Origin of the sequence: Zwartia sp., assembly GCF_049655405.1 — a bacterium.
Taxonomy (GTDB): Bacteria; Pseudomonadota; Gammaproteobacteria; order Burkholderiales; family Burkholderiaceae_B; genus Zwartia.
This window is the reverse complement of record NZ_JBASJR010000008.1, coordinates 34,167-57,339: the sequence shown is the minus strand read 5'-3', so window position 1 is coordinate 57,339 and position 23,173 is coordinate 34,167. Positions and strand designations below refer to the sequence as shown.

The 23,173-nt window shown below is 46.7% G+C and carries 23 protein-coding genes; 2 read left to right on the top strand and 21 right to left on the bottom strand.

Translation table 11 applies throughout. From position 1 onward, the window contains the following. Positions 1 to 113: 113 nt before the first annotated feature. The 5 genes from WBJ47_RS04205 to WBJ47_RS04185 all read right to left on the bottom strand — a co-directional run bounded on the left by WBJ47_RS04205 (position 114) and on the right by WBJ47_RS04185 (position 3,511). Positions 114 to 527 carry a hypothetical protein gene (locus tag WBJ47_RS04205; protein ID WP_422243681.1) on the bottom strand — a complete coding sequence of 138 codons (414 nt, stop codon included), beginning with the start codon at positions 525 to 527 and terminating at the stop codon, positions 114 to 116. A gap of 21 nt (positions 528 to 548) precedes the next feature. After that, positions 549 to 803: a DUF2092 domain-containing protein gene (locus WBJ47_RS04200; RefSeq protein ID WP_422243680.1), complete on the bottom strand. Its 255-nt coding sequence runs from the start codon at positions 801 to 803 to the stop codon at positions 549 to 551. Continuing rightward, positions 803 to 1,363, bottom strand: a complete 561-nt coding sequence (locus tag WBJ47_RS04195; RefSeq protein WP_422243679.1) for a DUF2092 domain-containing protein — start codon at positions 1,361 to 1,363, stop codon at positions 803 to 805. The genes WBJ47_RS04200 and WBJ47_RS04195 overlap by 1 nt, the downstream gene beginning before the upstream one ends. Positions 1,364 to 1,479: 116 nt before the next feature. Further along, positions 1,480 to 2,955, bottom strand: coding sequence for a polyphosphate:AMP phosphotransferase (gene pap, locus WBJ47_RS04190; RefSeq protein WP_422243678.1), 1,476 nt, complete (start codon positions 2,953 to 2,955; stop codon positions 1,480 to 1,482). Between the two features lie 76 nt (positions 2,956 to 3,031). Further along, on the bottom strand, positions 3,032 to 3,511 hold the full coding sequence (locus tag WBJ47_RS04185; protein ID WP_422243677.1) for a hypothetical protein: 480 nt from the start codon (positions 3,509 to 3,511) through the stop codon (positions 3,032 to 3,034). A gap of 141 nt (positions 3,512 to 3,652) precedes the next feature. Here WBJ47_RS04185 and WBJ47_RS04180 point away from each other — a divergent pair, with 141 nt between their 5' ends. After that, entirely contained in the window at positions 3,653 to 4,153 is a 501-nt protein-coding gene (locus WBJ47_RS04180; protein ID WP_422243676.1) for a cupin domain-containing protein, read from the top strand. A gap of 20 nt (positions 4,154 to 4,173) precedes the next feature. On the opposite strand, the gene WBJ47_RS04175 is transcribed toward WBJ47_RS04180, so the two are convergent. The 6 genes from WBJ47_RS04175 to WBJ47_RS04150 all read right to left on the bottom strand — a co-directional run bounded on the left by WBJ47_RS04175 (position 4,174) and on the right by WBJ47_RS04150 (position 9,568). Beyond that, positions 4,174 to 4,527, bottom strand: a complete 354-nt coding sequence (locus WBJ47_RS04175) for a hypothetical protein (protein WP_422243675.1) — start codon at positions 4,525 to 4,527, stop codon at positions 4,174 to 4,176. A 98-nt stretch (positions 4,528 to 4,625) separates the two neighbouring features. Beyond that, positions 4,626 to 5,030 (bottom strand): potassium channel family protein, encoded by a 405-nt coding sequence (locus tag WBJ47_RS04170; protein WP_424585621.1) that lies wholly within the window; start codon positions 5,028 to 5,030, stop codon positions 4,626 to 4,628. A 108-nt stretch (positions 5,031 to 5,138) separates the two neighbouring features. Next, entirely contained in the window at positions 5,139 to 6,197 is a 1,059-nt protein-coding gene (locus WBJ47_RS04165) for a linear amide C-N hydrolase (protein WP_422243674.1), read from the bottom strand. Between the two features lie 80 nt (positions 6,198 to 6,277). Then, positions 6,278 to 6,811, bottom strand: a complete 534-nt coding sequence (locus tag WBJ47_RS04160) for a hypothetical protein (RefSeq protein WP_422243673.1) — start codon at positions 6,809 to 6,811, stop codon at positions 6,278 to 6,280. 15 nt (positions 6,812 to 6,826) lie between these two features. Continuing rightward, positions 6,827 to 9,031, bottom strand: a complete 2,205-nt coding sequence (locus WBJ47_RS04155) for an OsmC domain/YcaO domain-containing protein (RefSeq protein ID WP_422243672.1) — start codon at positions 9,029 to 9,031, stop codon at positions 6,827 to 6,829. Positions 9,032 to 9,196: 165 nt separating this feature from the next. After that, positions 9,197 to 9,568, bottom strand: coding sequence for a hypothetical protein (locus WBJ47_RS04150; RefSeq protein WP_422243671.1), 372 nt, complete (start codon positions 9,566 to 9,568; stop codon positions 9,197 to 9,199). An 852-nt stretch (positions 9,569 to 10,420) separates the two neighbouring features. Here WBJ47_RS04150 and WBJ47_RS04145 point away from each other — a divergent pair. Beyond that, positions 10,421 to 11,338 carry a hypothetical protein gene (locus WBJ47_RS04145; protein WP_422243670.1) on the top strand — a complete coding sequence of 306 codons (918 nt, stop codon included), beginning with the start codon at positions 10,421 to 10,423 and terminating at the stop codon, positions 11,336 to 11,338. An 11-nt stretch (positions 11,339 to 11,349) separates the two neighbouring features. Here the strand turns inward: WBJ47_RS04145 and WBJ47_RS04140 are convergent, their stop codons facing one another. The 10 genes from WBJ47_RS04140 to WBJ47_RS04095 form a co-directional block, all read right to left on the bottom strand. After that, on the bottom strand, positions 11,350 to 12,624 hold the full coding sequence (locus WBJ47_RS04140; protein WP_422243669.1) for a TRAP transporter large permease: 1,275 nt from the start codon (positions 12,622 to 12,624) through the stop codon (positions 11,350 to 11,352). After that, positions 12,621 to 13,115 carry a TRAP transporter small permease gene (locus tag WBJ47_RS04135; protein WP_422243668.1) on the bottom strand — a complete coding sequence of 165 codons (495 nt, stop codon included), beginning with the start codon at positions 13,113 to 13,115 and terminating at the stop codon, positions 12,621 to 12,623. The genes WBJ47_RS04140 and WBJ47_RS04135 overlap by 4 nt, the downstream gene beginning before the upstream one ends. A 62-nt stretch (positions 13,116 to 13,177) precedes the next feature. Next, a complete protein-coding gene (locus tag WBJ47_RS04130; RefSeq protein ID WP_422243767.1) occupies positions 13,178 to 14,128 on the bottom strand; it encodes a TRAP transporter substrate-binding protein in 951 nt (316 codons plus the stop codon). A 202-nt stretch (positions 14,129 to 14,330) separates the two neighbouring features. Beyond that, the gene (locus WBJ47_RS04125; RefSeq protein ID WP_422243667.1) at positions 14,331 to 15,626 is read right to left on the bottom strand and encodes an alpha/beta hydrolase; all 1,296 of its coding nucleotides are present in this window, start codon (positions 15,624 to 15,626) and stop codon (positions 14,331 to 14,333) included. A 35-nt stretch (positions 15,627 to 15,661) separates the two neighbouring features. Next, the gene (locus WBJ47_RS04120) at positions 15,662 to 16,768 is read right to left on the bottom strand and encodes a patatin-like phospholipase family protein (protein ID WP_422243666.1); all 1,107 of its coding nucleotides are present in this window, start codon (positions 16,766 to 16,768) and stop codon (positions 15,662 to 15,664) included. 138 nt (positions 16,769 to 16,906) lie between these two features. After that, positions 16,907 to 18,109 (bottom strand): 3-sulfinopropanoyl-CoA desulfinase, encoded by a 1,203-nt coding sequence (gene acdA, locus WBJ47_RS04115; protein WP_422243665.1) that lies wholly within the window; start codon positions 18,107 to 18,109, stop codon positions 16,907 to 16,909. Positions 18,110 to 18,129: 20 nt separating this feature from the next. Beyond that, the gene (locus tag WBJ47_RS04110; RefSeq protein ID WP_422243664.1) at positions 18,130 to 19,311 is read right to left on the bottom strand and encodes a CaiB/BaiF CoA transferase family protein; all 1,182 of its coding nucleotides are present in this window, start codon (positions 19,309 to 19,311) and stop codon (positions 18,130 to 18,132) included. Positions 19,312 to 19,523: 212 nt separating this feature from the next. Beyond that, complete coding sequence (locus WBJ47_RS04105; protein ID WP_422243663.1) at positions 19,524 to 20,189, bottom strand: hypothetical protein; 666 nt, start codon at positions 20,187 to 20,189, stop codon at positions 19,524 to 19,526. A gap of 175 nt (positions 20,190 to 20,364) precedes the next feature. Further along, positions 20,365 to 20,697: a type II toxin-antitoxin system RelE/ParE family toxin gene (locus WBJ47_RS04100; RefSeq protein WP_422243662.1), complete on the bottom strand. Its 333-nt coding sequence runs from the start codon at positions 20,695 to 20,697 to the stop codon at positions 20,365 to 20,367. 572 nt (positions 20,698 to 21,269) lie between these two features. Continuing rightward, a complete protein-coding gene (locus WBJ47_RS04095) occupies positions 21,270 to 23,060 on the bottom strand; it encodes an amidohydrolase (RefSeq protein WP_422243661.1) in 1,791 nt (596 codons plus the stop codon). Between the last annotated feature and the right edge of the window lie 113 nt (positions 23,061 to 23,173).

Here is a 23,173-nt window from a genome sequence, read left to right as displayed (position 1 = left end):
TTGAAGCTTAAGTGTAGTTCGCAGGTCATTTATTTCAATAAGCTAGGCATAGAAAAGAGATCGCCCCCAACAATTTAAATTTTGTTGGGGGCGATTTCTTTCATGCATTCAAATTATTCGGGAACGACTCGATAAAATAAACCATTTTTTCCATAAAGTGGTCGAACACGATAGCCCGCACACTGATAGAAATTTATTTCATTTCGTGGTGCTAGAACGCAACCCCCTGGCAAGGTGGGATACACAGAGCCAATTGGCGGGACCGAGCTGTATTCAACAACTGGTGCTGGTGGTGCGTAAGGAGGGGCGGCGACCACTGCGGCCCCAACGCCTCCTGCAACGACCGCTGGGCCGACCCAACCGCGCTCTGCCCACCCTGGACCACCGCAACGCCAGCCGCAACCCCAGCCGGGATGATAAAAGCCACCGCCACCCCAATAACGACCATGCCAATAAGCTTGTGCATCACTTGATACAGCAGTTGTTCCAGCAATCGCAAAGAGGATCAATACGAGTATTTTTTTCATGTTGTTTATCCTTGTTCGCGATTATTTCAAAGGCGCATCACGATGCGCAAAATCAACTTTGATTGCATTCGCAATTTTGGCTGTGTTGAAACGATCTGCATCAATCGTCGCATTCACTTTCCAATGACTAAAGTCAATCGTGACGCGAGGGCGATTGGGCTCTTTGGTATAAATCATGGAGATCATGTAGGGGAGTTTGTCTTTCGAACCAATCCAAAACTGACCTTCCATGCCACTGCCCGCTAAAACGATCACATCAGTTTCGACGCCGCCCACTAGGTTTGTTTTTCGACGATGAACGCAGCGCGCATATCTCCGGTGAGGCTTGTATAGGGGTCAGACAACAGAATCATTCCGCCAGGAAAATATAAACCCGCTTTTTTAAAGATGTATTCAGCCATGTCGTCAATGTTTCCAGGCGCTTTGCTGAATGCAACGATCTCTGTGTTGGGTGTAATGGCAACGATGGATTTACCATCATAAATAAGTTCGCTAGCTAAGCCCTGTCCAGAAGTGATGACCGCCATTTTGTTCGGGCGTTGAATGGTGAAGTCTGAGTTTGATGTGTAAATCACGGGAATGCCATCGATAGAAGGGGCATCCGATTGCACACGTGCTTGAAACTGTAATGTTTTTGCGCTAGCTAGTTTTGTACTCATCTGTTTGATGATGTCTAGCGCACCCTGCTCAATTGCAGGTATTTGTTTGGGTGGCGCGGTGAGTAGGGGCGCCGAGGTCTGCGCCATCACCGAACCAAATCCAAGCGTTGCAGACAGCGCGAAAGCTGCGCTGATCTGACAGAGTAATTTCTTTGGTATTTCTAATCGTGTTTGCATAGGCTATTGGAGGGTCCACGTTAAACAGCAGGGAGCGATAGAAAATACCTTGATCGCAGATTACAGTAACGGTTAAAGCAATATTTAACAATTGGCAAAGACCCTGTGCCGGATGATCAAGACTCTTCAACAGCCTTGGTAATTCTCTTGATGACTTCAAGTCTTGCATGACGTTTGTCGTTTGCAGACAAAATATGCCAGGGCGCTAGCGGCGTATCAGTTTTGGCAAACATCTCCTCGGCGGCCTTCGAATAGGCTGGCCACTGACGACGATTTCGCCAGTCCTCGGGGGTGATCTTAAAATTTTTATAAGGAGAGTGCTCCCGTGCTTTAAAGCGAGAAAGTTGCTCTTCAGGCGTGACAGCCAGCCAAAATTTCAACACCATTGCACCGTGATTGATGAGCTGATTTTCAAATTCATTGATTTCTTGATATGCGCGTTGCCATGCGGACCGCTTGGCGTAGCCTTCGACCCGCTCGACCAGCACGCGCCCGTACCAAGAGCGATCAAAAATAGTAATTCTCCCGCGGCTCGGTACATTGCGCCAAAAACGCCACAGATAGGGACGATCCATTTCAAAAGGGCGGGGCGCAGCGACCGGAACAGTGCGATATTGACGTGCATCCAAAGCATGTGTAACGCGTCGAATTGCACCTCCTTTACCTGCAGCATCTTGTCCTTCAAAGACCAGAACAAGTGATTTCTTTTTAAAGCCTTTGTCGCGAACGGCAATGGCCAGTCTGTTTTGCCAATGAATCAATTCTTGCTCGTAGGTTTCCTTGTTGATGCTGGCTGCAAAATCGAGCGAATCAAAACGTGAGTGCTTGGGTTGGCGTTTAGTCGGTGCGGCAGGATCATGAGAGGGTGCAACTTTGATCGCGCCCTTTTTGAATGCAGCCAAAACGGCTTGTGCCGTTCTCACAATACGCATGTTGTTATCTGCGCTAGGCACAATCACCCAAGGAGAATGTGCGGCATCAGTAGCTTCAATCACACGCTGACCCGCTTGTCTGGCACGATCAAAGTGTTTAAATACTTTCTCGTAATTTTTCCCCACTAACCAAGCAGTCGAAGGGTTGGCCATCAATTGTTCTGTCCGCGCACGCTGTGCGTCTTGAGACATATGAAACCAAAGTTTGATGATTTGAACGTCGTTAGCGATCAGCGTATCTTCAAACTTTTTGATTGCACTAATCATTGACTCAAGCTTGTCAGGATTAGATTTCTTTTTAGCGATCTCTTTTAAAAGTGGGGTGTATCCCGCGCCAAACAAGATACCAACCGTACCTTTTGGTGGAATGCCCAGCCAAAGTCTTCTAACAAGAGGGTAGGCTTTCTCTTCCGCGCTTGGGTCTGCGAACGCCAGCGTGCGAACATGTCGTGGATCAAGCCATTCGTTCAATAAATTAACGGTATCGCCCTTGCCAGCGCCATCAATGCCGGCCACTACAATGACTAAAGCACGATCTTTGAGCTTGAGGTGGCGGTATTGTTCATTAAGCAGTTGAATGCGAAGGGGCTCCTCAATGCGCGCAAACTCACTGTCAGACAGTTTCGGGTTTTGTTCCGCTTCATCAAACATGCTGATCATGATGCTTCCTTGGATAGAGTCAGACTTAACTTATCTTATGCTATCCAAGAGAAAATCGGATCATGCTACGACTGAATCAGTCAACTATCTGAATCATGTGTTCATACAAGCCATCAGGCTTGCGTGTAGTTGAAATCTGACCTCTTGCACCGATAAAGCGACCCGTTCCGCCGGTAATGGCTCTAACTTGAGTGGCGAGATCCTTCATTTCGCCTTGTCCGGAGCCGTACAATGATTTACCAATCACGACCAAAGAATCAACACCTCCAAAATCAAATACGATTGTGCCAATCCGATCTAAAAACTCATCGCCGGCACCAGTAGGTAACGATACCGTAGTGATGAGTCCGCTCATCGTGCCCTTTTTGCCATCTTTGGTTGAGAAAGGTGCCTCGAAGGCTAGCAAGTCGCCATGGGACATGCCCGGTGCGCCAATGTCAACGTGTTGAATCTGAGGTTTTTCTTGCATGATACTAAAGGTCTGAGCTGCTTGAGCGACGGAAAATAGTGAGACTGACAGGCAAGCAATACTTGCAAAGCGAATGAGAGTGTTCATGATAATTTTCTCGAATGTGACTATGGATAAAAATCTTCATTCAGAGTTTATGGGGATAGTTTCAGTTTCACGCTCATCCACGAAAAAATGTCGCTATTGGTCGGAATAATTTATTTAATTTTTTAACGTAAATAAGAAATCATGAACCAATTTAACCGCATCATCGAGCGCCTCAACCTCCAGCCGCACCCCGAGGGTGGCTTCTTTAGAGAGATGCATCGCTCAGAAAAATTCATCAAGGACATTAATACCCTAGAGGATAAAAGCGCGTACACCACCATCTACTATCTTTTGTCGGGAACAGATTTTTCAGCGTGGCATCGAATTCAATCTGATGAAAGTTGGTTCTACCATTTGGGCTGCGATTTGCTTGTCTATTATTTTGATAAAAATAAAACGCTTCAAACGACTCAGGTTGGCATGGAGTCAATGAATCTTCAAGCAACTATTCCTGCAAACACTTGGTTTGCTTCGAAGCCAAAAAATGAAGATTCATTTTGCTTGGTGAGTTGTGCGGTCGCGCCAGGCTTTTTATTTAGTGAGTTTGAAATCGCTCAGCGTGAAGAGTTGCTTAAAGAGTTTGGGGGGGCAGCAGAAAACGAGTCAGTAATTACCGCACTGACTCGATCACTGCCTGGCTGACTCAAGGCGCAGCATAAAGACTAGCTGCAGTTTCTAAGCGCACCCCATTCCAGGTCGGCTTCTTTGACGTAGCCAACAAACTGCCCAGCTTTAAAAAGAGGGTTATTGGAGCCTGCAGCGCGCACTTTGATCCAAATGCCAGTTTTCGCAATACCTAACAAAAAAACACCATTGGCTTTTTGTTCAGTGACAACAACTTTTGGATTGGTATCGCCGGGCTGTGAATAAATGGGAAATGGCACATCTTGGATGTAGCCAGGTTGATCGGGTGATTTGCCAGGTCGAGGTTTTGACTTTGCATATCCACACGCTACGGTACCACTGCCTTCTTTCCAGTCGGGCATCTGAGCATGCACCATTAGAGTTGAAAACATCAAAACTATAAAACTAACCGGCACTTTAAGTTTCATATTCAATTCAATTCAATTCAATTAAAAGAGGGACTAGATCTGTGAGGAATAAGTGGAAATTGTTATTTTCTTTTTTCGTCAGACCAATAACGCTGCATTTCGATGAACAGAAATGATGCAGACCAGGTAATTAAGATCAGACCTGTGAGTGCTTCAACGCCTGTCAGATAGCGAATCGTACCTTGAGCAACAAGATCACCATAGCCGACTGTCGTGTAGGTAATAAAAGAAAAGTACACACAATCTAAAAATAAATTGTTTGTTTGGCCGACAAGTTGACCCATTCCATCAATCTGTAAGGACAGAAAAAATCCGAACCCGAACAGCCAGATTTCTATTACGTGCGTCAAAAAAATAATTCCGACACCGATGAGCACTTTAAATCTTGGCTTGATATGGCTAATACGTTTAAGGGTTTTGTCGAGGTAAAAAAGCGACTCGTAGTGCAACAAAATTGTTGCACTCATCAAAAACGTATTTAGGAAAAATGCGAGCACAAGTAGCATGGACAAGAACGAATCCCTACATCAATACAAATTGACTGAAGTGAAATGAGTGTGGTCTGTATGCATGACTTACTTTAGCAATGGGATTGATCTGAGGTTTTTACTGTTTATGTCCATTTCTGTAAAGCCTACGGTTAAAACACCCGGATTTTCAAATGAGCGAATGTTGTATGTTTTTGTTTTAAGGTTCGCAACAACCGTCCACTCTGTGTACTCATACGAGTTCACACCACCACCATAGCCGCTTGAGCTATCCAGATGGATCGCACCAAATGGAATATCAAAGTTATTCATAATGTGCCAGGCCCTACGCTCTTGGACATCAGATGCTGCAGGGGGCGTACTCATCACAAGCATTGAGGCACGGATAAATCGATCGGGACTTAAAAAGCTGCCAGGCAGACCGTGTAAGCCGTTACCGGAACTCGCAGCCATAAACTTCTGACCATTAAATGTCATCGGTTTTTTATCCGTACCACTCAGGTTTGCATAGTTGCCAATATTTTGTAAGTGCCATGCGAACGCAGGGTCATTGGTCATAGTGCCAATTGCGTTATCGGTCATGACGAGCTTGCCGTCCAGGTACTCAACCACCAGACTTGCACCTGAGGCATCATGCAAGGTCATGCGTGATTTGGCAACACCCCCCCACTCTTTGAGTGGTGAGCTATTCACAAACGTTTTTGGAAGCGCATCTTTAACTTCAGCAACATTCGCGAAATTAGTCAACGCATAAATCAACAACTGTTGAGACGCAATGCTGTGAGTAGATTGGTCTTGTTTAGGATTTTGATATTGAGCAGTATTGGGTGCGTTGAGAAGCCCGCCTGCGAGACCCGCTTCATTGAGACCGTCTACATAAACAGGCAGACCAAAAGCGTTTGCACCGATCACTGCGTATTTTGATGTCCAGTTTTTGCCTGATCCGGGCACACCATCAATACCGACACCTTTAAAGGCATAACCTCTGGGTGTGATGAGAACGGCAGACTTCAATGGAATGCCGAACTCCATCGTCCGCGCATAGACTCGTCCATTATCTGTACCACTCAAAACGATCGAGGTGCAGGCTTGTGCAACGGTCGTACCGAGAAATGAAAGTATGACAAACCAGATTTTGAATCGCATGCGTGAACTCCTAGTTTGAGCGCATTGGTGTTACAGGTCAGTATGGATCAATCAGTTAAGGTCTCTCGATTCTCACCGTCCTAGCCATTTGAATATTGAGGGTTGAAGGTTTGAAACAAGCTCAGTAGAAAAAGACCAATAAATAATACTAAGGATATCAAGTTGACGACTTTTACTTTGCTATTGGTCCATGAACAATTTATGAGGCCAATAATTGCCAAAAGAATAGCTAGAACTGCGAGTTGGGACAAATTAATCAGCAAAAGAGTGGCCAGATTCCAGAAGCCCGTAGCGCCCGGAACAAGATCCTGATTGACAATGTATTGCTCCTTGCCTGCGCCAAAGATACCAACAAAGAGTGTGCCAATCCAGTTAGCCCATAATGATAAATAAAGAGAAATCGTCGCTATTTTTTTTGTAAGGCCTGGTAAAGATAATTGTGGCCACATCCACGCAAAAGAAAAGAAAACTAAGGCTTGTACTGCGCCGATCAGATGCGCTTGTAATAATCCAATCTTGGCTAAGGCATAGGGTGAATAAATCGGCGCTAATAAACCAAGCATAAACATTATTAGGCCTGAAAATAAAAATCTTTTATCGTATTGAAAATTCATGCTTTCTCACTGAATCTAGTTGGTTGCAACTGCAGCTTTGGAACGAGCAGCATGTAGTTTTTTGTAGCTATCAAGCAATCGATGATGCCTGTCGAGTCCCTCAAGTTTTAAGCTAGTGGGCATTAAACCGTAAAATTTCATACTACCATCCACGGATCCCAGCACCGCATCCATCCTCTCATTGCCGAACATACGACGGAAATTGACGATATAGTCCTCAAGCGCTAGTTCATCATCAAGCCGTATTTCGAGCACAGCATTCATGGCCTGATAAAACAATTTTCGATCAACCGTATTGTCGTTGTATTGTAAAAAGGCAGCGACCGATTCATGCGCTTGCTCAAAGCGCTGCAAAGCCAGCTGAATTAATAGCTTGAGCTCCAGCACTGTGAGTTGACCCCAGGGCGTATTCTCGTCAAATTCTATGCCGATCAATGTCGCGATGTCACCATACTCATCTAGCTCTGTATTCTCTAAACGCTCAAGTAACGCCAACAACTCTTTATTATTGAGTGTGTGCAGATTCAAAATATCACCACGGAAGAGCAACGCCTGATTGGTATTATCCCAAACTAGATCTTCGATTGGATAGACCTCAGAATAGTCAGGTACCAAGATGCGACAAGCAATCGCACCCAGTTGGTCATAAATCGCAACATAGGCTTCTTTACCCATGTCTGCGAGAATGCCAAACAAGGCCGCCGCCTCTTGGGCGTTAGAGTGCTGACCTTCGCCAGAGAAATCCCACTCAACAAATGCGTAGTCTGACCGCGCGCTAAAAAAGCGCCAAGAGACAATGCCACTAGAGTCAATAAAATGCTCGACAAAATTATTGGGCTCGGTCACAGCTTCACTTGCAAAAGTGGGTGGTGGCAAATCGTTCAGCCCCTCTAAGCTTCGTCCCTGCAGCAGCTCTGTCAAACTGCGTTCCAAGGCCACTTCCAAGCTTGGATGTGCGCCAAAGGACGCAAATACTCCGCCTGTTCGGGGGTTCATCAAGGTCACGCACATGACAGGATAGACGCCTCCTAGCGAAGCATCCTTGACCAAAACCGGATAGCCCTGTTGTTCAAGCTCTTGGATGCCAGCCAAAATGCCTGGATATTTTGCAAGCACCTCATGCGGAACATCGGGTAATGCAATCTCACCTTCTAAGATATCTCGTTTTACTGCGCGCTCGAAAATCTCGGAAAGACATTGCACCTGTGCTTCGGCCAAGGTGTTTCCAGCACTCATGCCATTACTGACATAGAGGTTTTCAATCAAATTGGAAGGAAAATAAACCGTCGCACCATCGGATTGACGGACATAAGGGAGTGCACAGATGCCGCGTTGCACATTGCCTGAGTTGGTATCAATTAAATGAGAGCCACGCAATTCGCCATCGGGATTAAAAATTTTCAGGCAGTAAGCATCCAGAATTTCTTTTGGCAGCGCATCACCCTTGCCGGGCTTAAACCAGCGTTCATTCGGGTAATGAACAAACGCTGCGTTGGCGATGTCTTCACCCCAAAATGCGCCTGCATAAAAATGGTTGTTGCTCAGTCGCTCGATATACTCACCCAAGGCTGAGGCCAAGGCACTTTCCTTTGTCGAGCCCTTCCCATTGGTAAAGCACATGGGGGAGTGCGCATCTCGGATGTGCAAGGACCAGACGTTGGGGATGAGGTTGCGCCAAGACGCAATTTCAATTTTGATACCAAGGCTGGCTAACAGCCTTGACATGTTGGCAATCGTTTCCTCTAGGGGGAGATCCTTGCCAACAATAAAGGTGCTCGCATCAGAGGTGGAGTTCAATGTCAATAAGGCCTGCGCATCAGCGTCGAGGTTCTTGACCATTTCGATCACAAACTCTGGACCAGCCTGCACCACTTTTTTTACCGTACAACGTTCAATCGATCGCAAAATACCCTGACGGTCATGGTCAGAGATATCTTCAGGTAGCTCCACCTGAATTTTGAAAATCTGCTGGTAACGATTTTCTGGATCAACGATATTATTTTGCGAGAGACGGATATTTTCAGTAGAAATATTTCGCGTGTCGCAATACAGCTTCACAAAATAAGCGGCACATAAAGCGGAGGACGCCAGAAAATAATCGAAAGGCCCCGGAGCTGAACCATCGCCTTTGTAGCGAATGGGTTGGTCAGCGATGACCGTAAAGTCATCAAACTTGGCCTCGAGACGGAGTTTGTCGAGAAAGTTGACCTTAATTTCCATTGGGATAGTTCCGTAAATGCTGCATATTCTTTCCGATTTAGATTCAAAGAATATTAACGTGTCCGAGTCGCTGCAACATAAAAACAAAGCACAAAAGAAAAAACCCCAGTTTGAAAGCTGGGGTTTAAAAATTAGTTTCAATTTTTAAAATATCTTATCGCTCAATCAACTCATATTTTTGGCAAGTTCTAACCTTCGCTCGTCACTCAGGTCATCGCATCTGCTTGAACGATCTGGCATGCGGAGAAAGTTTTCGCCTCGCTTGACATAAGGAGTTTGACGAGTGCGGTAGGCACGAAATGTCATCCACGTGACAAAACACATAGTGATGAGTAGCACATGCCCGATCATGTTGTAGCCAATAAAAAATAGTTCTCCCATATACAAACCAAAGGCTAAACACCAGAAACAACTGAGCATGATCATTGCCAAATACTTCGTTTCGTTCGGCACACGGACGAGTGCATTACGGTCTACGCTCAGTAAACCAATGAATGCGGTCATCATTAACCAGATAAATTTAAAAATACCAAACATACGCAACTCCTGTTGACTAACTTTGATTGCACATAGACACAAGCGCTTAGATCTAAGCGTTTCATGGAGGTGAACGCCCAAAAATAATTACCAAGATCAAGTGACTTGAATGATTGAGAGGATGAATAAAGTGCGAATCAGTCATTTCGCCGGGATAAGCGATTGGTGACAGATTGTCTTTCTGTGAGGGGAAAAATTTGGAGCTTGATTCATATCATTTGAATCAAGCTAAAGAAAGAAGTGGCGAATGACAGGGTGTCATCACGGGCCATATTCAATGGTACTTTAATACTAAAGTGTAACCTGGGCATTGTCAATGTTTAAATGATGAATCGTGCCAGGAGGTTCGGGAATGACAGCATTCAATGATAATGGACCGGTGAGCTCCAATGAATAACCTTCTAAGTATCCTTTGCTTATTCGAGTGTCAACCTAAGTGATTAAAAAACTAAATAGAGAACAGTTGCTAGATATCGCACTGTCACCCAAGGCTTCTGGGGCTTGCACAGAGTGCTCATCACTATCTTGTCCGGGATGGATGTCGGTGCCTGGATATTTCAATCATAAGAAACTGAAAGTATTGGGGACACTGAAGAATGAAGGTGCGGAGGAAAATTGGGATGAGTATCACCCAGGTGGCACGAATCTTTGGTCTGAAGAGGCCCCAATTTCCATACAACATCATCCCTATGACCGCTCAGATGTTCTCCAGTGCTCAGGTTGCAAGAGAACATTTCTGCACTACACAGAATACGGCGGCTACTATTTAGATGAGCGCATCAGGGAGTTGAATGCAATACTCATTGTTTAGAGATTTCAGACCAATCTATTCACTTTGATGTTGGAGTCGACATGCGCAGAATCACACTAAGAACTATTTCAATCTTTTTTGCCTTGATTCTGCCAGCATTTGCTCAGGAACCAGCGCCTTCCTTGTTTAATGATCTTAATGTGGCCGCTCGAGAGTCTTATGCAGCCGCAAGATCCCTTGCATTAAAGAGTGACCAACCAGTCTTTCTGGTGACGGACACCGTGACGTTGATCAGGGGTGAGGATTTAGGCTCTTTACCGTATTCGCCGCCCCTTTATCATTATTTAAAGTCCCTTTCGCATCTTCCTCTTGGCGTGTTCTCGGCGTCTGTGGGGTTGCTTGAGAATCCAACGGATCAGCGTTGGATAGAAAGGTTGAGGATGTTGCTCAAGCAGGTAAACAGTGCCGAGGCAGATCTGGGCAGCGCGTCATTCACCGAGATACAAAAAGCCCGTCAGCAGAATATCCTGTCACTGTCACGGACCTATCTCGAAGAAATTTTGATGCGAGAAAATACCGACAGCGCGACAGTCACCCTCTACTCTCGCACTCTCGCGCCGCTCCTTCTCGCCAATGCCGCAGATGCTGCCAATGTGCAGATTGAAGCGCTTGATCAAGCTGTGCACGCACTCAGTCAAAAACTGAAACCCGGAGAATTCGAAAAGGCGATTGCGGTGATTACCGGTCCGAAGACAGCCCGCGAAGGTAATCTGCAGTTCCAATATTTTGTATACGCGTTCGGTCCCGGCTCCGCTGGCGCAAGAGTGCTTTATATGGAAAGCATTTTTGACCGAGAGACGGCGCTGGGCGTCCTGAGAACTGTTCTAAATGACCGCAAGGCCAGCCAAGCTTTTTTTGGAGAAACGTATCGTTTAGAGCGTGACCTGATGGCGGATGGGGCCACCGTCGAATTAATGAGACGGTTTGGCCGCCTTGGACCTCAGCCGAATAAGGAGTGACACTGTCGCGCTCACTTGTAAACCAAATCCCTCAAGGTCAGTGATATGGAGGGAACATAAGTGACTACCATCAGACAACAAAATATCACGACGATAAAGGGAATGAGTCGACCCACTATTTGATCGAGAGAGATACGTGCGATGGTGCAAGCGGCAAACAAGTTCACACCAAAAGGGGGCGTGATCATACCCATCGCAAGGTTGATCACCATGACCAGTCCGAAGTGCACGGGATCGACTCCAAAATGAATCGCGACTGGTACCAAAATGGGTGCCAAGACAAGAATCGCCGCACTGGTTTCAATAAACATGCCAATCACAAACAATGCAATATTGACACCCAGTAAAAACATGGCGGGCGATTCAAGGACCGTACTGAGCCAGCGACCAATTTCACCAGGGACACCTGCGCGCGTTAATAAAAAGGCGAAGAGGCCTGCGTTGGCGATGATGAACATAATCACCGCACTAGATACGACAGATTTCTTGAGAATCGGAAATAGTTGACGCGGCTTAATCTCGCGATACACCAGCATGCCAACAAAAAGTGCGTAAAAAACGGCGACCGCAGCCGCTTCGGTGGGCGTGAACACGCCGCCATAAATACCACCCAAAATAATGACTGGCATTAATAAGGCCCATGCCGCTTGAATCGTCGCACGTCCCACACTTAGTCGGCCATCACCATCGTTCTTGCCCCAGCCTTTCCATCTACAGTACAGGTGGACAAACAACATGAGAGACACACCGATAAAGATACCTGGCCCAAACCCTGCAATAAACAACTCACCGATCGAAACCTCCGCGGCCACACCGTACAAAATCAGAGGAATAGAAGGAGGGATAATGACGCCTAATTCTGCGCTTGTGGCTTGAAGAGCCGCAGCGTAGTTAGTCGGATAACCATGTTTGACTAAGGCTGGAATCAAAATGGCCCCGATGGCAAAGGTTGTCGCAACGCTGGAGCCAGACACTGCAGCAAAAATCATGCAGGTCAACACACAGGTCATCGGTAAGCCGCCTTGCACTCCCCCGACAATACTTTTTGCAAACTCCACGAGCCGTCGCGAAATGCCGCCGGTCTCCATGAGATTACCCGCCAGAATAAAAAATGGAATCGCTGCCAAAGGAAACTTGTTCAGAGAGTTGAACATCTCTTTGACTGAAATCAGCATGTTGATGTTGGCAATTTGTATCCCTAACATTGCAGCGAGTCCGATCGATACCGCGACAGAAATCGTCAGCGTGAAGCACAGCATCATCGTAATCAGCATGGTGATGCTCATTGTGCGACCTCTAATTCACTGTTTTTAGGATCAAAAAACTGCGCAATTATTGCGGGTATGCAAAAGAGACCGCCAACCGGCAAGGCCAGATAAGCCCAAAACATGGTGACACCTTCGAGACCAATCACGCTTTGCATTCGTCCGCGGGTGGCATAGTCCCAGCCCCACCAAATAATGGCGACGACTAATATGAGTGCTGCGATACAGGTGAAAAAGGAAAAAATACGCTTGCCTAGAGGACCGACCATGCGCGCTAGTACATCAACGCTGACCATTGCGCCGACTCTAAAGGCATAGGGGATTCCCATAAACACCATCCAGATCAAACTGAAGCGAATGAGGACTTCGGTCCACTCAGCCGGGATCTCCAGCACAAACCGCATGACAACCTGGAACAGTCCGAGCGTGACGGCGAGCGCCATCATCAAGCAGGCCGCCAGCATTGAGACCCGGGTGGTCAGATTTTCTAAGGCAAACAGAAACCGTTTCATTCTGACTCCAGAAAGAATGGGCGTAGCACTTGCGCGCTACGCCCATGTCACATACTACTCAATTACTTGTAGTTTCGGATTGCGTCGATCTTGTCTTTACCAAATTCTTTTTCAAATTGTGCATTGACCGGTGCAAGCTTGGCAACGAAGGGGGCTTTGTCAACATTCTCCACCACAGACATGCCTTTCTTGCGTAACTCTGCCACACCATTTGCATCGTCTTGATCAACGCGTGCACGTTGAGCTTGTGAGGCAACCTTCGCTGCATCTAAAAAGACTTTTTGATCGGCAGGTGAGAGTTTGTCAAAGGCTGCTTTATTCATCAGAAAAATGGCAGGACTATAAACGTGACCCGTCAAGGTCATATGCTTTTGTACTTGGTCAAACTTCGAAGCCATGATGACTGAAAGAGGATTTTCTTGTCCATCGACAACACCTTGTTGCAGGGCGGTAAACACCTCAGGGAACGCCATCGGAGTCGTAATGATTCCGAAACCTTTGTATGCCGCGACATGGACGGGATTTTCCATCGTGCGCATCTTGAGCCCTTTTAAGTCATCCGGTCCATTCACGGCTCTCTTGCTGTTTGTCATATGACGAACGCCATTTTCAGACCATGCCAATGCCTTGAAGCCTTTACTATCAAACTCTTTGAGCATGGCCTGACCAATGGGGCCATCTAGTACGGCCCGAGCATGCGCCTTGTCACGAAATAAGAAAGGGATATCTAAAATACGGACGGCAGGCACAAAGTTTGGCACAGGTCCAGTGCTGCTGGCAGCAAGTTCTTGGGTACCTAATTGAACGGACTCAATGCTTTCGCGCTCTCCGCCCAGACTACCTGAATAAAAGTTTTTAATAATGATACGACCGTTGGTGCCTTTTTCTACTTCTTGGGCTAGCACATCAATACCCACGCCTTGATGGGAATTTTGCGCAACAGAGATACTGTTACGCATCACGGTTTGTGAGTGTGCGGTTGCAGCCAAGCCGAGAGTCAGAGCACCAGCCATGACGATAGTTGCGCGTTGTAACAGTTTCATCAAACTTCTCCAGAGCTGGTTGACTGAGCGTCATACCAGTGTTGCCGCCAATGATTAGGCTAGGGTGGTTGTTTGCTGCAACATCATTATTTTTCTGGTTTCGATACTAAAAGAAAATAGTCATATTGAGTCTAGGTAGAATCCCTTGGGTCGTTTCAACCATACGTTTGCCCTAGCCTTTTGGGCAACCATTCGCTAATGGCTTGCCGCTAATACGATCCTTTACCCACTGAAGATACATAGGCGCAGAAACGCCAGGAGTTGTAAAGTGCGTTTGTTCGCCAGGCAGCTGAATTCTTCCGACATTCGCACCCATCGCGCACATTTGCTTTTGATACAGCTCATGCATGACCGGTGGCACCGTAACATCTTTTGAACCCCAGTAAATCACGACAGGTGCGACTGGTTTGACTGGGTTAACGCTACCATCTATAAACGTCTTGAGCCATGCCAACGTATTGCTAGCCTGGGGCTTTATCAGAGATTTGTAGTTGTCTCCATAAGCGTAGTTAAAAGCATCCGCCATCACATGAACACATTTATTACTGGATAATTGATCTGCAACCTTTGCACCTTCCTCGGTCAGCACATCGGTTAACTTAAGAGCAGGATTGGATGCCTGAGCGCCCCAGAGACCCATCATGAAATGGGTAAATAAGAAGACATTCGGGACGTTTGCCGCAGTGAACTCCTGCATGAGCTTGGCTGCGCCAGCCTCATCAGTTGGTACCTTTGGCAGCATGGCTGCTACATCTTCTGGCGCCAAAGCGACAAAGCCAAGATACTGCAGGTTGTCCGCCGCAGTGCCTTGTTGTGACAAGTAGTCAGGCATGCTAGCCGCTGCGATTGCTGCCCCACCACCCTGTGACCAGCCATAAGCAAGAGTCTTTTTGCCGGCACCGACTTCGGTCATAGAGCTGGCGGCTCTTGCAGCGTTAATGACGTCTCTGCCATTCGTAGCAGCCACAGCATACTGATGCTTCCCACCCCCACCAAGACCTTGGTAGTCCGTCGCTACAACGACATAGCCTTCATTGATAAATTCTTGACCATTTGGAATACCGAAGTCGGTCCATGAGTTGCCATTCATCAGGAAATACTGGTTGAGTGCACGCGTTGGATCCGTAATTTGGGAAGGACCACAGTTTTGAGCCGAGCCTGTTGTGCCATGGGCCCATGCCAAAATGGGTCTGCCTTCTTTGGGGGCGGGTCCAACAGGAGCAATCACCAGGGCTGTTGCAATCGTCTGACGTCCAGCGACATCAGATGAAATGTAGGCAATCTTCCAAGCCTGCGCGCCTTTAAGTGAGGTTTTGATTTGCTCTTTTTTAATCACTTGCCCCAATTTGCCAGTGGGGCTCATTTGCATGACTGACTCATAAAAAGGAGGAACGGGAGGCTCGGCGAACGCATTGGCAAAAGTAAAAGAAAAGCATGCAAGGGCCAAGCTCTGAATGAATGATTTCATGAGTCCTTCCTAAGGTTGTTAATTGATCAATGAGCCTACGCCCAGAATTCTTTGATTGTTGGTGCTTCGATTTTTGCTCGCGCGTAGCCTGTGCGTAATGCCCCCGCGATCTGCTTTGGATCTAAGAGATCTACTCCTTGAGGTGTGCCTGCAACGACCCATTTGACCTTTGTGCCTGTGGCCTCAATGTCCTTAATGTTTTGAGCAATCGGATGTGGAATGGTGGTCAGTATTGCGCCTGTTATGCCATCAGTCAACGTGATCACCAGTGCTCTTTTAGAGCCAGCGACCAAATCCACATGGGCGGGATTTGAGCAAATACCTCCATCCATCACGTAACGCTGACCCAACAAGGTTGGTCCAGCAACGCCTGGTAACGAACTGCTTGCCGCTGCTCCGTGTGCCAAGGCAATATTATTTTTTCTAGCGGTCTGTTGACTCACGACAATGCGCTCACCTGAGTAGCAGTCAACACCTGTTGTGAACATTCGATTGGTCGGCCAGTCTGTTTTGCTGTCGCCTGTTAGCAACGCAGCAAGCTTTTCAATACGCTCACTATTCAATTTATTATCGGCGGCTAAAGCGGCATGACCAATGACTTTGCGTGTCTCAATGCTGCCATCAGTGGCACTCATATTGATTTGGTCAGCGCGTTGCTGGCTGAGATTTGGTTGAGAGACGGGTGCAATCTTGGCAAAGATTTCAGGAAACTTACCAAAAAATTCAAACTCTGTTCGTAAACGAGCAAACTCTCCTGAAAGGAGAGACGAGCCCACATAAGATCCGGCAGAGGTGCCAACCACCATTTCAGGGATGTTGGCCATGTCCAGTCCCGCTTCATACAGACCGTGAAAAAAGCCACAGTACCAAGCAATGTAATATTCCCCGCCACCGCCGAGTACCATCGTACGATCTAAATCCTTTGCTAGTTTTGAAACGGTAGGCTTTTCAGAAATTGGAATTGACAAACCGTCCTCGGCAAATAACTTTTTTGTTATCTCATCTGCCTTAAGACCAATATTTGGCCGGGCAGTGCTCGCCTGAGCTTGGGCAGAGTTAATCAAGGTCCCTGATGTTCCCACAATGGCCGCAGCACCCAGTGCAGAGGATTTGAAAAAATTGCGGCGAGAGGATGTTGTCATTTGGGCTCCATTGATGAATCGTGTTGATTTAATCTAAGACCCGTCTAAACGGGTCTTGTGCTTTATATATTCAGTGGTGACTCAGGGCGGGAATCGACCGGAGCCTAGAAATTTTGGGCTTACTGATAGGACTGGTTTTTATTTCCCTATCGGGTGTTTCACATAGCCCTCACGCGTTTGTGGAAGTTTTGCACCTAAGACAGCACTTGCGACTTGTGTCCGCAGAATCTGAGCCGTACCTCCCGCAATCGTAAACATTCGAGCATCTCGCACGTGGCGTTCAGCAGCAAATTCACGTGAGTAACCACTAGATCCAAAGAGTTGCAGTGAATCATTGGTGACTTTAATGGCGGTTTCCGCAGCAATGATCTTGGCTTGGGCGGCTAATTTTAAATCTGGGAAGCTACCCACCGGCACATTGGCAGCGCGATGAAGCATGAGCCGCGCGGCATCAAGAGCGATAGACATATCTGCGATCATCCACTGAAGTCCTTGAAACTCAGCAATCGATCGACCGAATTGTTTGCGCTCTTTGCTGTATTGAACAGCTTCTTCAAAGGCACCAACAGCGATACCAAGCGCCACCGTTCCCGCTCCCACTCGTTGCGCGTTGTATGCGTTCATCAGCGCAGCAAAGCCTTTACGTAAATCACCGAGTGGCTTTAACGCCATCGATTCATGTACCTCAAGGTTGATAAAGTCTACGTAGGTTTCAGGAATGCCGCGCACACCCATTGCGGGTGTTCGTTTGGCGATGACGAGCTCTTTGGGTTCGTTGCCATCACGTACAACGATAAAGCCACCAATGCCTTGTTCAATACCATCCTCAAACACGCGCGCAAAAATCAGGTGCAAGCGCGATACGCCGCCACCCGTAATCCAGTATTTTTGACCATTGATGATGTATCGATCGCCCTTTTTATCGGCGCGTGTCGTCATTTCACTCGCGGCACTTCCCGCATTGGGTTCAGAGATACAGATCGCCGGTTTATCGCCAGATAACACGCACTCAGCGGCAATCTTCTTTTGTTCTTCGGTGCCATAGGCCATGATGGCACCAATTGCGCCCATGTTGGCCTCAACCGTAATGCGGCCCATGGTCGCACAGGCTTTGGCCATTTCTTCGATCACGAGTGTCGTTTCAAGGTAGCCAAGGCCGCGACCGCCGTATTCCTTTGGCACAGTCATTCCCATAAATCCTGCTGCATTGAGCTTGTCAATGTTGTCCCAAGGGTAAGCCTCCGTGGCATCGGTCTGAGCTGCGGTCGCTTTAAAAACTGTTTGTGCTAACTCACGTGCTTGGGCCTGGATTGTGAGTTGTTCGTGCGTCAAAATAGTCATTTTTATGTTTGCCGATGTGATCAATGTTGTCCGAGCCAGTCACGCAAAATCTCTTGTTCGTGCTGGTTGCGAATGGGCGGTGTTTGCCTATACTGTACTGGTGTTTCAGAGAGTTTTAAGGGGTTGGCGATCAGGCTCACCTCCCCCGAGCCTGCAAGAGGGTGGGGCATCCGAACCTCGGCGCCACGGTGTTGAAGATGCGGGTCATTGAAAACTTGTTCGAGGTTATTGACGGGTCCGCATGGAACACCCACTTTTTCGCAGGCAGCAAGCCAGTAAGTGCGTGATTTCTTTTGAAGGGCCGCAGTGACGATATCTACCACTGCCTCTCGATTCATTACTCGAGAAACGTTAGTCGCGTATTTAGGGTCTTCGGCAACGGTAGCGATGTCGGCAATATGACAGAGTTTTGTAAATTGGCTGTCATTGCCTGCAGCGATAATGATTGGGTCATCAGCGGTCGGAAAGACCTGATAAGGCACGATATTTGGGTGCCCATTCCCAAGCCTGACCGGATTCTCTTTGGAATTGAGATAACTCGTGCCGGCATTGATGAGCCATGACACTTGTGTATCGAGCAGCGATACATCAATTTGTTGGCCTTTTCCTGTTTGATCTCGGTGTCGCAAGGCTGCCAGGATGCCAACAGTTGCATACATGCCTGTCATGACGTCAGCAATTCCTACGCCCACCTTCATCGGTTGACCTTCCGGTTCGCCGGTCAAGCTCATGATCCCGCCCATGCCTTGAATCAGGAAGTCGTAACCCGCGCGCGTGGCGTAAGGACCTGTCTGTCCAAATCCCGTGATTGAGCAATACACCAATCGGGGAAATCGTTCTTTGATTTGATCATAGGCAAGACCATAGTGACTGAGCCCACCTACTTTGTAATTTTCAACCAAGATATCGGCATTTTCAAGCAAGCGCATGATGAGGTTTTGGCCTTCCGCACTTGCAATGTCGATTTCGATGGATCGTTTGTTTCTGTTGGCACATAAGTAATAAGCACTTTCAGACGTGGGCTGGCCGTCAGCATCTTCCACGAACGGGGGACCCCACTTGCGAGTGTCATCACCTTCGCCAGGCTTTTCCACTTTTACAACATCGGCACCAAGGTCACCGAGAAGTTGTGCTGCTGAGGGACCTGCAAGGATCCGTGACAGATCCAATACACGTATACCGCTTAGTGCAGTGGGATGCATTGTCTACTCCATTCATAAATTTTCTAATTTTCTTGTTTTTGATATTAGTACTAAATGCGTCATTGCTTGCAAAGAAGGATCGTGGGCATCTTTCCGGTTGTAAGGCTTTGGCTCGGATAAGGTATTTTGGGTAATAGGTAGGTGCGGTGGCATGGCTATTGAACTCCTGAGCAGTCCTTCAATTCTGAATGTTTTTTAGATAAACGTCTGTTTCAAGAGGTAACGAAATCGGCAATTAGATTCGATTCAATATGCCAATTTTCAATTTCATCGTAACAGTAGATAATTGGTTTGGAGATGCGGTATTCCGTCTCGGTAAGGAGAAAGCGTTCGATGAATGTGCTCACGGTCTCAATTGTTAAGTAGGGCACATCAAGCGTGGCATGTAATCCAATTCCAAATTTGTAGTCATGATGCAGCGAAACCGTTTCATTAACTTGGATGATTTTTTTATTCGCAATAATGCGAATATTTTCATTAACCCACTCGCTTCGAGTAAGGCCCCCAAAAGCATAGAATTGTTTTTCTGCTGTTGGTGTAAATTTCCATCTGCCTGATATAGGATCTTTAGTGGCTTGATCAAATAAGGAAAGATTGGTCTCAGGTACCAGAGCGTAGGATCGTTCGTATGCCAGTTCCCACACGCTTTCTTTGAACATATGGGTTGTTGTATCGATCACGCAGTTGTAAAAAATCTGCGGCTTTTTGCTCAGAAATAGGCAGTCAATCCATCCGTTTTTACCATGAAGGTAGTCGTATGTAGTAAATAGACCACCTAGAAATTTGGTGTGTCGGCGAATGTCATTTTTGACGGAGATAAATGCAGCTTTGTGTTGTCGCCGAGGCCTCCAACGATATGAAGTGCGCTTGCAGGTCATTTTTGTAAAGTTCCAGTGCTAGGATTTGTCTTAAACTTCGTCAATGTGTAGTCATCAGCCGAAACATCCAGTTACACCCCCACAAAAGCAAAAACCCCAGCATGAAAGCAGGGGTTTCTATGGTTTCAGTGGTGGCCCTGAGCGGAATCGATCTGGGTTTGAAGATGTGCGATCCTTATTGAAAGCGTTGGCGAGATAGCATTGCCTGGGTGATGTCACGTCTTGGATGTAGGATGCGCCAGAGTTCCACGTGATTATCTTGGATTTCGTAGAAGATCTGATGTGGAAAACGTTTCAACGCCCAAGATTTGATGCATTCGATGTCTAAGTCTAATGCTGGGCGCGGAGACCCAATGTTTGGATGTTTACTCAACCGCTCCAGCGCTTGATCGATTTCAAAAGAGAATTTTTCGGCGACCAAAGTTCCCGCGTGCTCTCGGTAATAATCTACAGCGTCAAGTAGATCATCAACCGCATGACGATGGGGGATGATAGATTTTGGCGGCATTTCAAAACTCTCCCCTTGCCCTAGCCCTCAAGCGTTCAAAGAATGCAGGTGTAATGGGTTCGCAAAGAGGTGAGTTTTTACCAGCTAGTAACTGCTCGCGCAGCCAAGCTCGATCTTGGTGAATCTGAAAACTATTTGATTGATAATCATCTTCATCGCTAGAATCACGGTTGTAAGGCTTTGGTTCTGATAATGTGTTTCGGTTGCTGGGTAGGTGTAATGACATGACGATGGGCTCCAGATTGGATCTTCAATTCTGAAAGATTTTTAGCTGAAAGTCTGTTTCAAGAGGTAACGAAATCGAAGATGAATCTTACCGTCACTAGACGCTCGAGGTTTCGTCCGTTCAAAATGACGTCTTTAAGCTGTCGAATATTTGCTTGTGACAAGATTGCCAGTGACAGAGCCACAAAAGCAAAAAACCCAGCGCGGACGCTGGAGTTTTTCAGTTTCAGATGGTGGCCCGGGGCGGAATCGACCAAAACTGAGGATACCTAATCCATCATCTATTTGACTCAATGTGAGTGAGCTTTACTGATGATGGTTCTTTAATTTAGGATACCTGTAGTAGATTAATGTCTATGAGAATTTTTTAAAGCCGCCTCCGCCAAACCTTTATGTTCACTTGGATCAATTTCAGAGATTTGCTGTAAAAATTTGGCAGTATCAACTTTTTGACCACCAATCCATGTCCCTAGAACCTTCACTTTAGATGTAATCTCAGCGGGCTTAACGGCGGTGAGGTCGGCTGAAAGCTCTACCAAATCAGCATACTTACCGACCTCTAGCGATCCTATATCGTCTCGCTTTAATTGGTAAGCACCATTAATGGTTGATGCTTTAAGCGCTTGGTCCATGGTCACTGCTTGATTTGCACCATGCACATTTCCATTAATTGATGTGCGTGTCACCATATGTTGAATATTTCTCAAGGTATCTGGGGGAGATACCATGCCATCATTGTGAAACGAAGTATGCACATTTGCCTTAAATGCATCATTCGCTGCTTGCCATTGCGAGCCGTATTCAGACTTAAACATGGTGCCATCTAGTAAATCACCCCAGTAGATAAATTGGAATGGCGCGAGTGATACGGTGACTCCAAGACGCTCTGCGCGCTTAAACTGATCGGCTCGAGCTGCACCTAAATGCTCAACACGCCAGCGGTGATCGGTTCCAATCAGCTTGTGTTTATTTAAAGCATTCTCATAGGCGTCGAGCACCACATCAAATCCAACGTCGCCATTGCAATGAAACGACATTTGATAGCCCATAGGCGCGTATTGATCGAGCATTTGGTCGAGCTGTGAGCGCGTGTAATTCATGCCCTTTTCGAACAGTGGTCCCAAGAGAATATTCGCCTGTTTGGTTCGGGCGTTATCTAAATAGCCAAAACTCTGTGCAACCGTCCCCAGCCAAGGGCTTCCATCTGCCCAAAGCTTGATGCCATTTTTTCGCAGCATAGAAGGATCATCCCAAGTGACCTTGTCTGCCGCGCCTGGATCAACGGCCATGTGATACACATGCATTCTTAAGGGGTTATTGGGGGCGGAGGCATAAGCTTGGTACGCTTTATACTGACCACTGTTGTACGTATGCTCAGAGGATGATGTGATTCCATTAGCAGCCATCAAGGCGTACCATTTTGCGCCAGATAACAATGGGTGAGGAACAGCTTTTGGAAATAAGGGAGGCAGTACAGTCAACTCAGCACCAGCTTCGTCGGCTACTCCATTAGAAGTGCCATCCTGATTGCGACCATAACTTCCACCGACTGGGTTTGCCGGTGGTTTCAGGTCCTTCCAACCTAAAACTTTTACAGTCGCTGTATTGAAATAAACGGCGTGACCCGAATTATCTAACATGGCTATCGGCCGACCGCTTGGCGTTAATTTATCCAAAACTTCGCGTGTTGGGAGCGGTGCTTCTTGCAACAGACGATCAAGACCGTTAAAAATTAATGCGACGCCTGGAGCAGCCTCTTTGTCAGCCTTCAAAATTTTCGCTTGAACATCTGCCCAGGTTTTATAGCCCAGGTAAGGTGCAATCCAATAGGCGGGTTCCTGGGTAATAATGCCAGAGAGCACGGGATGATTGTGTGGATCGACAAAGCCAGGCATCAATACTGTTGCACCAAGATCATTAATCTTTGCATTGGGTGCAATGTTCTTGATGCTTTCAAGTGATCCGATCGCTGTAATTTTTTTTGTGACTGTATCAAAGGCAATCGCCTCGGCCCGTGGATTTTTATCATCCATCGTAATAATGGTCGATGCTTTTAAGATTTGTATTTCTGCAATTGCTAACTTAGAAAAAAAACAGAACGAGAGTAAAGGCAGAATCAAATAAATCTTATTTTTCATGCTTTTCCTTTGGCGTGTATTGCTAGGTTGATAAACACAATTAGATTCAATTTATTAATTTACTGACATAACTTTTTAATAACTTACCGATCCCTACAGGATATTTGACTCCC

Coding starts and splice junctions, on each gene's coding strand:
- WBJ47_RS04205 (WP_422243681.1), bottom strand. CDS start 527: ATGAAAAAAATACTCGTATTGATCCTCTTTGCGATTGCTGGAACAACT.
- WBJ47_RS04195 (WP_422243679.1), bottom strand. CDS start 1,363: ATGCAAACACGATTAGAAATACCAAAGAAATTACTCTGTCAGATCAGC.
- pap (WP_422243678.1), bottom strand. CDS start 2,955: ATGATCAGCATGTTTGATGAAGCGGAACAAAACCCGAAACTGTCTGAC.
- WBJ47_RS04185 (WP_422243677.1), bottom strand. CDS start 3,511: ATGAACACTCTCATTCGCTTTGCAAGTATTGCTTGCCTGTCAGTCTCA.
- WBJ47_RS04180 (WP_422243676.1), top strand. CDS start 3,653: ATGAACCAATTTAACCGCATCATCGAGCGCCTCAACCTCCAGCCGCAC.
- WBJ47_RS04175 (WP_422243675.1), bottom strand. CDS start 4,527: ATGTTTTCAACTCTAATGGTGCATGCTCAGATGCCCGACTGGAAAGAA.
- WBJ47_RS04170 (WP_424585621.1), bottom strand. CDS start 5,030: ATGAGTGCAACAATTTTGTTGCACTACGAGTCGCTTTTTTACCTCGAC.
- WBJ47_RS04165 (WP_422243674.1), bottom strand. CDS start 6,197: ATGCGATTCAAAATCTGGTTTGTCATACTTTCATTTCTCGGTACGACC.
- WBJ47_RS04160 (WP_422243673.1), bottom strand. CDS start 6,811: ATGAATTTTCAATACGATAAAAGATTTTTATTTTCAGGCCTAATAATG.
- WBJ47_RS04155 (WP_422243672.1), bottom strand. CDS start 9,031: ATGGAAATTAAGGTCAACTTTCTCGACAAACTCCGTCTCGAGGCCAAG.
- WBJ47_RS04150 (WP_422243671.1), bottom strand. CDS start 9,568: ATGTTTGGTATTTTTAAATTTATCTGGTTAATGATGACCGCATTCATT.
- WBJ47_RS04145 (WP_422243670.1), top strand. CDS start 10,421: ATGCGCAGAATCACACTAAGAACTATTTCAATCTTTTTTGCCTTGATT.
- WBJ47_RS04140 (WP_422243669.1), bottom strand. CDS start 12,624: ATGAGCATCACCATGCTGATTACGATGATGCTGTGCTTCACGCTGACG.
- WBJ47_RS04135 (WP_422243668.1), bottom strand. CDS start 13,115: ATGAAACGGTTTCTGTTTGCCTTAGAAAATCTGACCACCCGGGTCTCA.
- WBJ47_RS04130 (WP_422243767.1), bottom strand. CDS start 14,128: ATGGCTGGTGCTCTGACTCTCGGCTTGGCTGCAACCGCACACTCACAA.
- WBJ47_RS04125 (WP_422243667.1), bottom strand. CDS start 15,626: ATGAAATCATTCATTCAGAGCTTGGCCCTTGCATGCTTTTCTTTTACT.
- WBJ47_RS04120 (WP_422243666.1), bottom strand. CDS start 16,768: ATGACAACATCCTCTCGCCGCAATTTTTTCAAATCCTCTGCACTGGGT.
- acdA (WP_422243665.1), bottom strand. CDS start 18,109: ATGACTATTTTGACGCACGAACAACTCACAATCCAGGCCCAAGCACGT.
- WBJ47_RS04110 (WP_422243664.1), bottom strand. CDS start 19,311: ATGCATCCCACTGCACTAAGCGGTATACGTGTATTGGATCTGTCACGG.
- WBJ47_RS04105 (WP_422243663.1), bottom strand. CDS start 20,189: ATGACCTGCAAGCGCACTTCATATCGTTGGAGGCCTCGGCGACAACAC.
- WBJ47_RS04100 (WP_422243662.1), bottom strand. CDS start 20,697: ATGCCGCCAAAATCTATCATCCCCCATCGTCATGCGGTTGATGATCTA.
- WBJ47_RS04095 (WP_422243661.1), bottom strand. CDS start 23,060: ATGAAAAATAAGATTTATTTGATTCTGCCTTTACTCTCGTTCTGTTTT.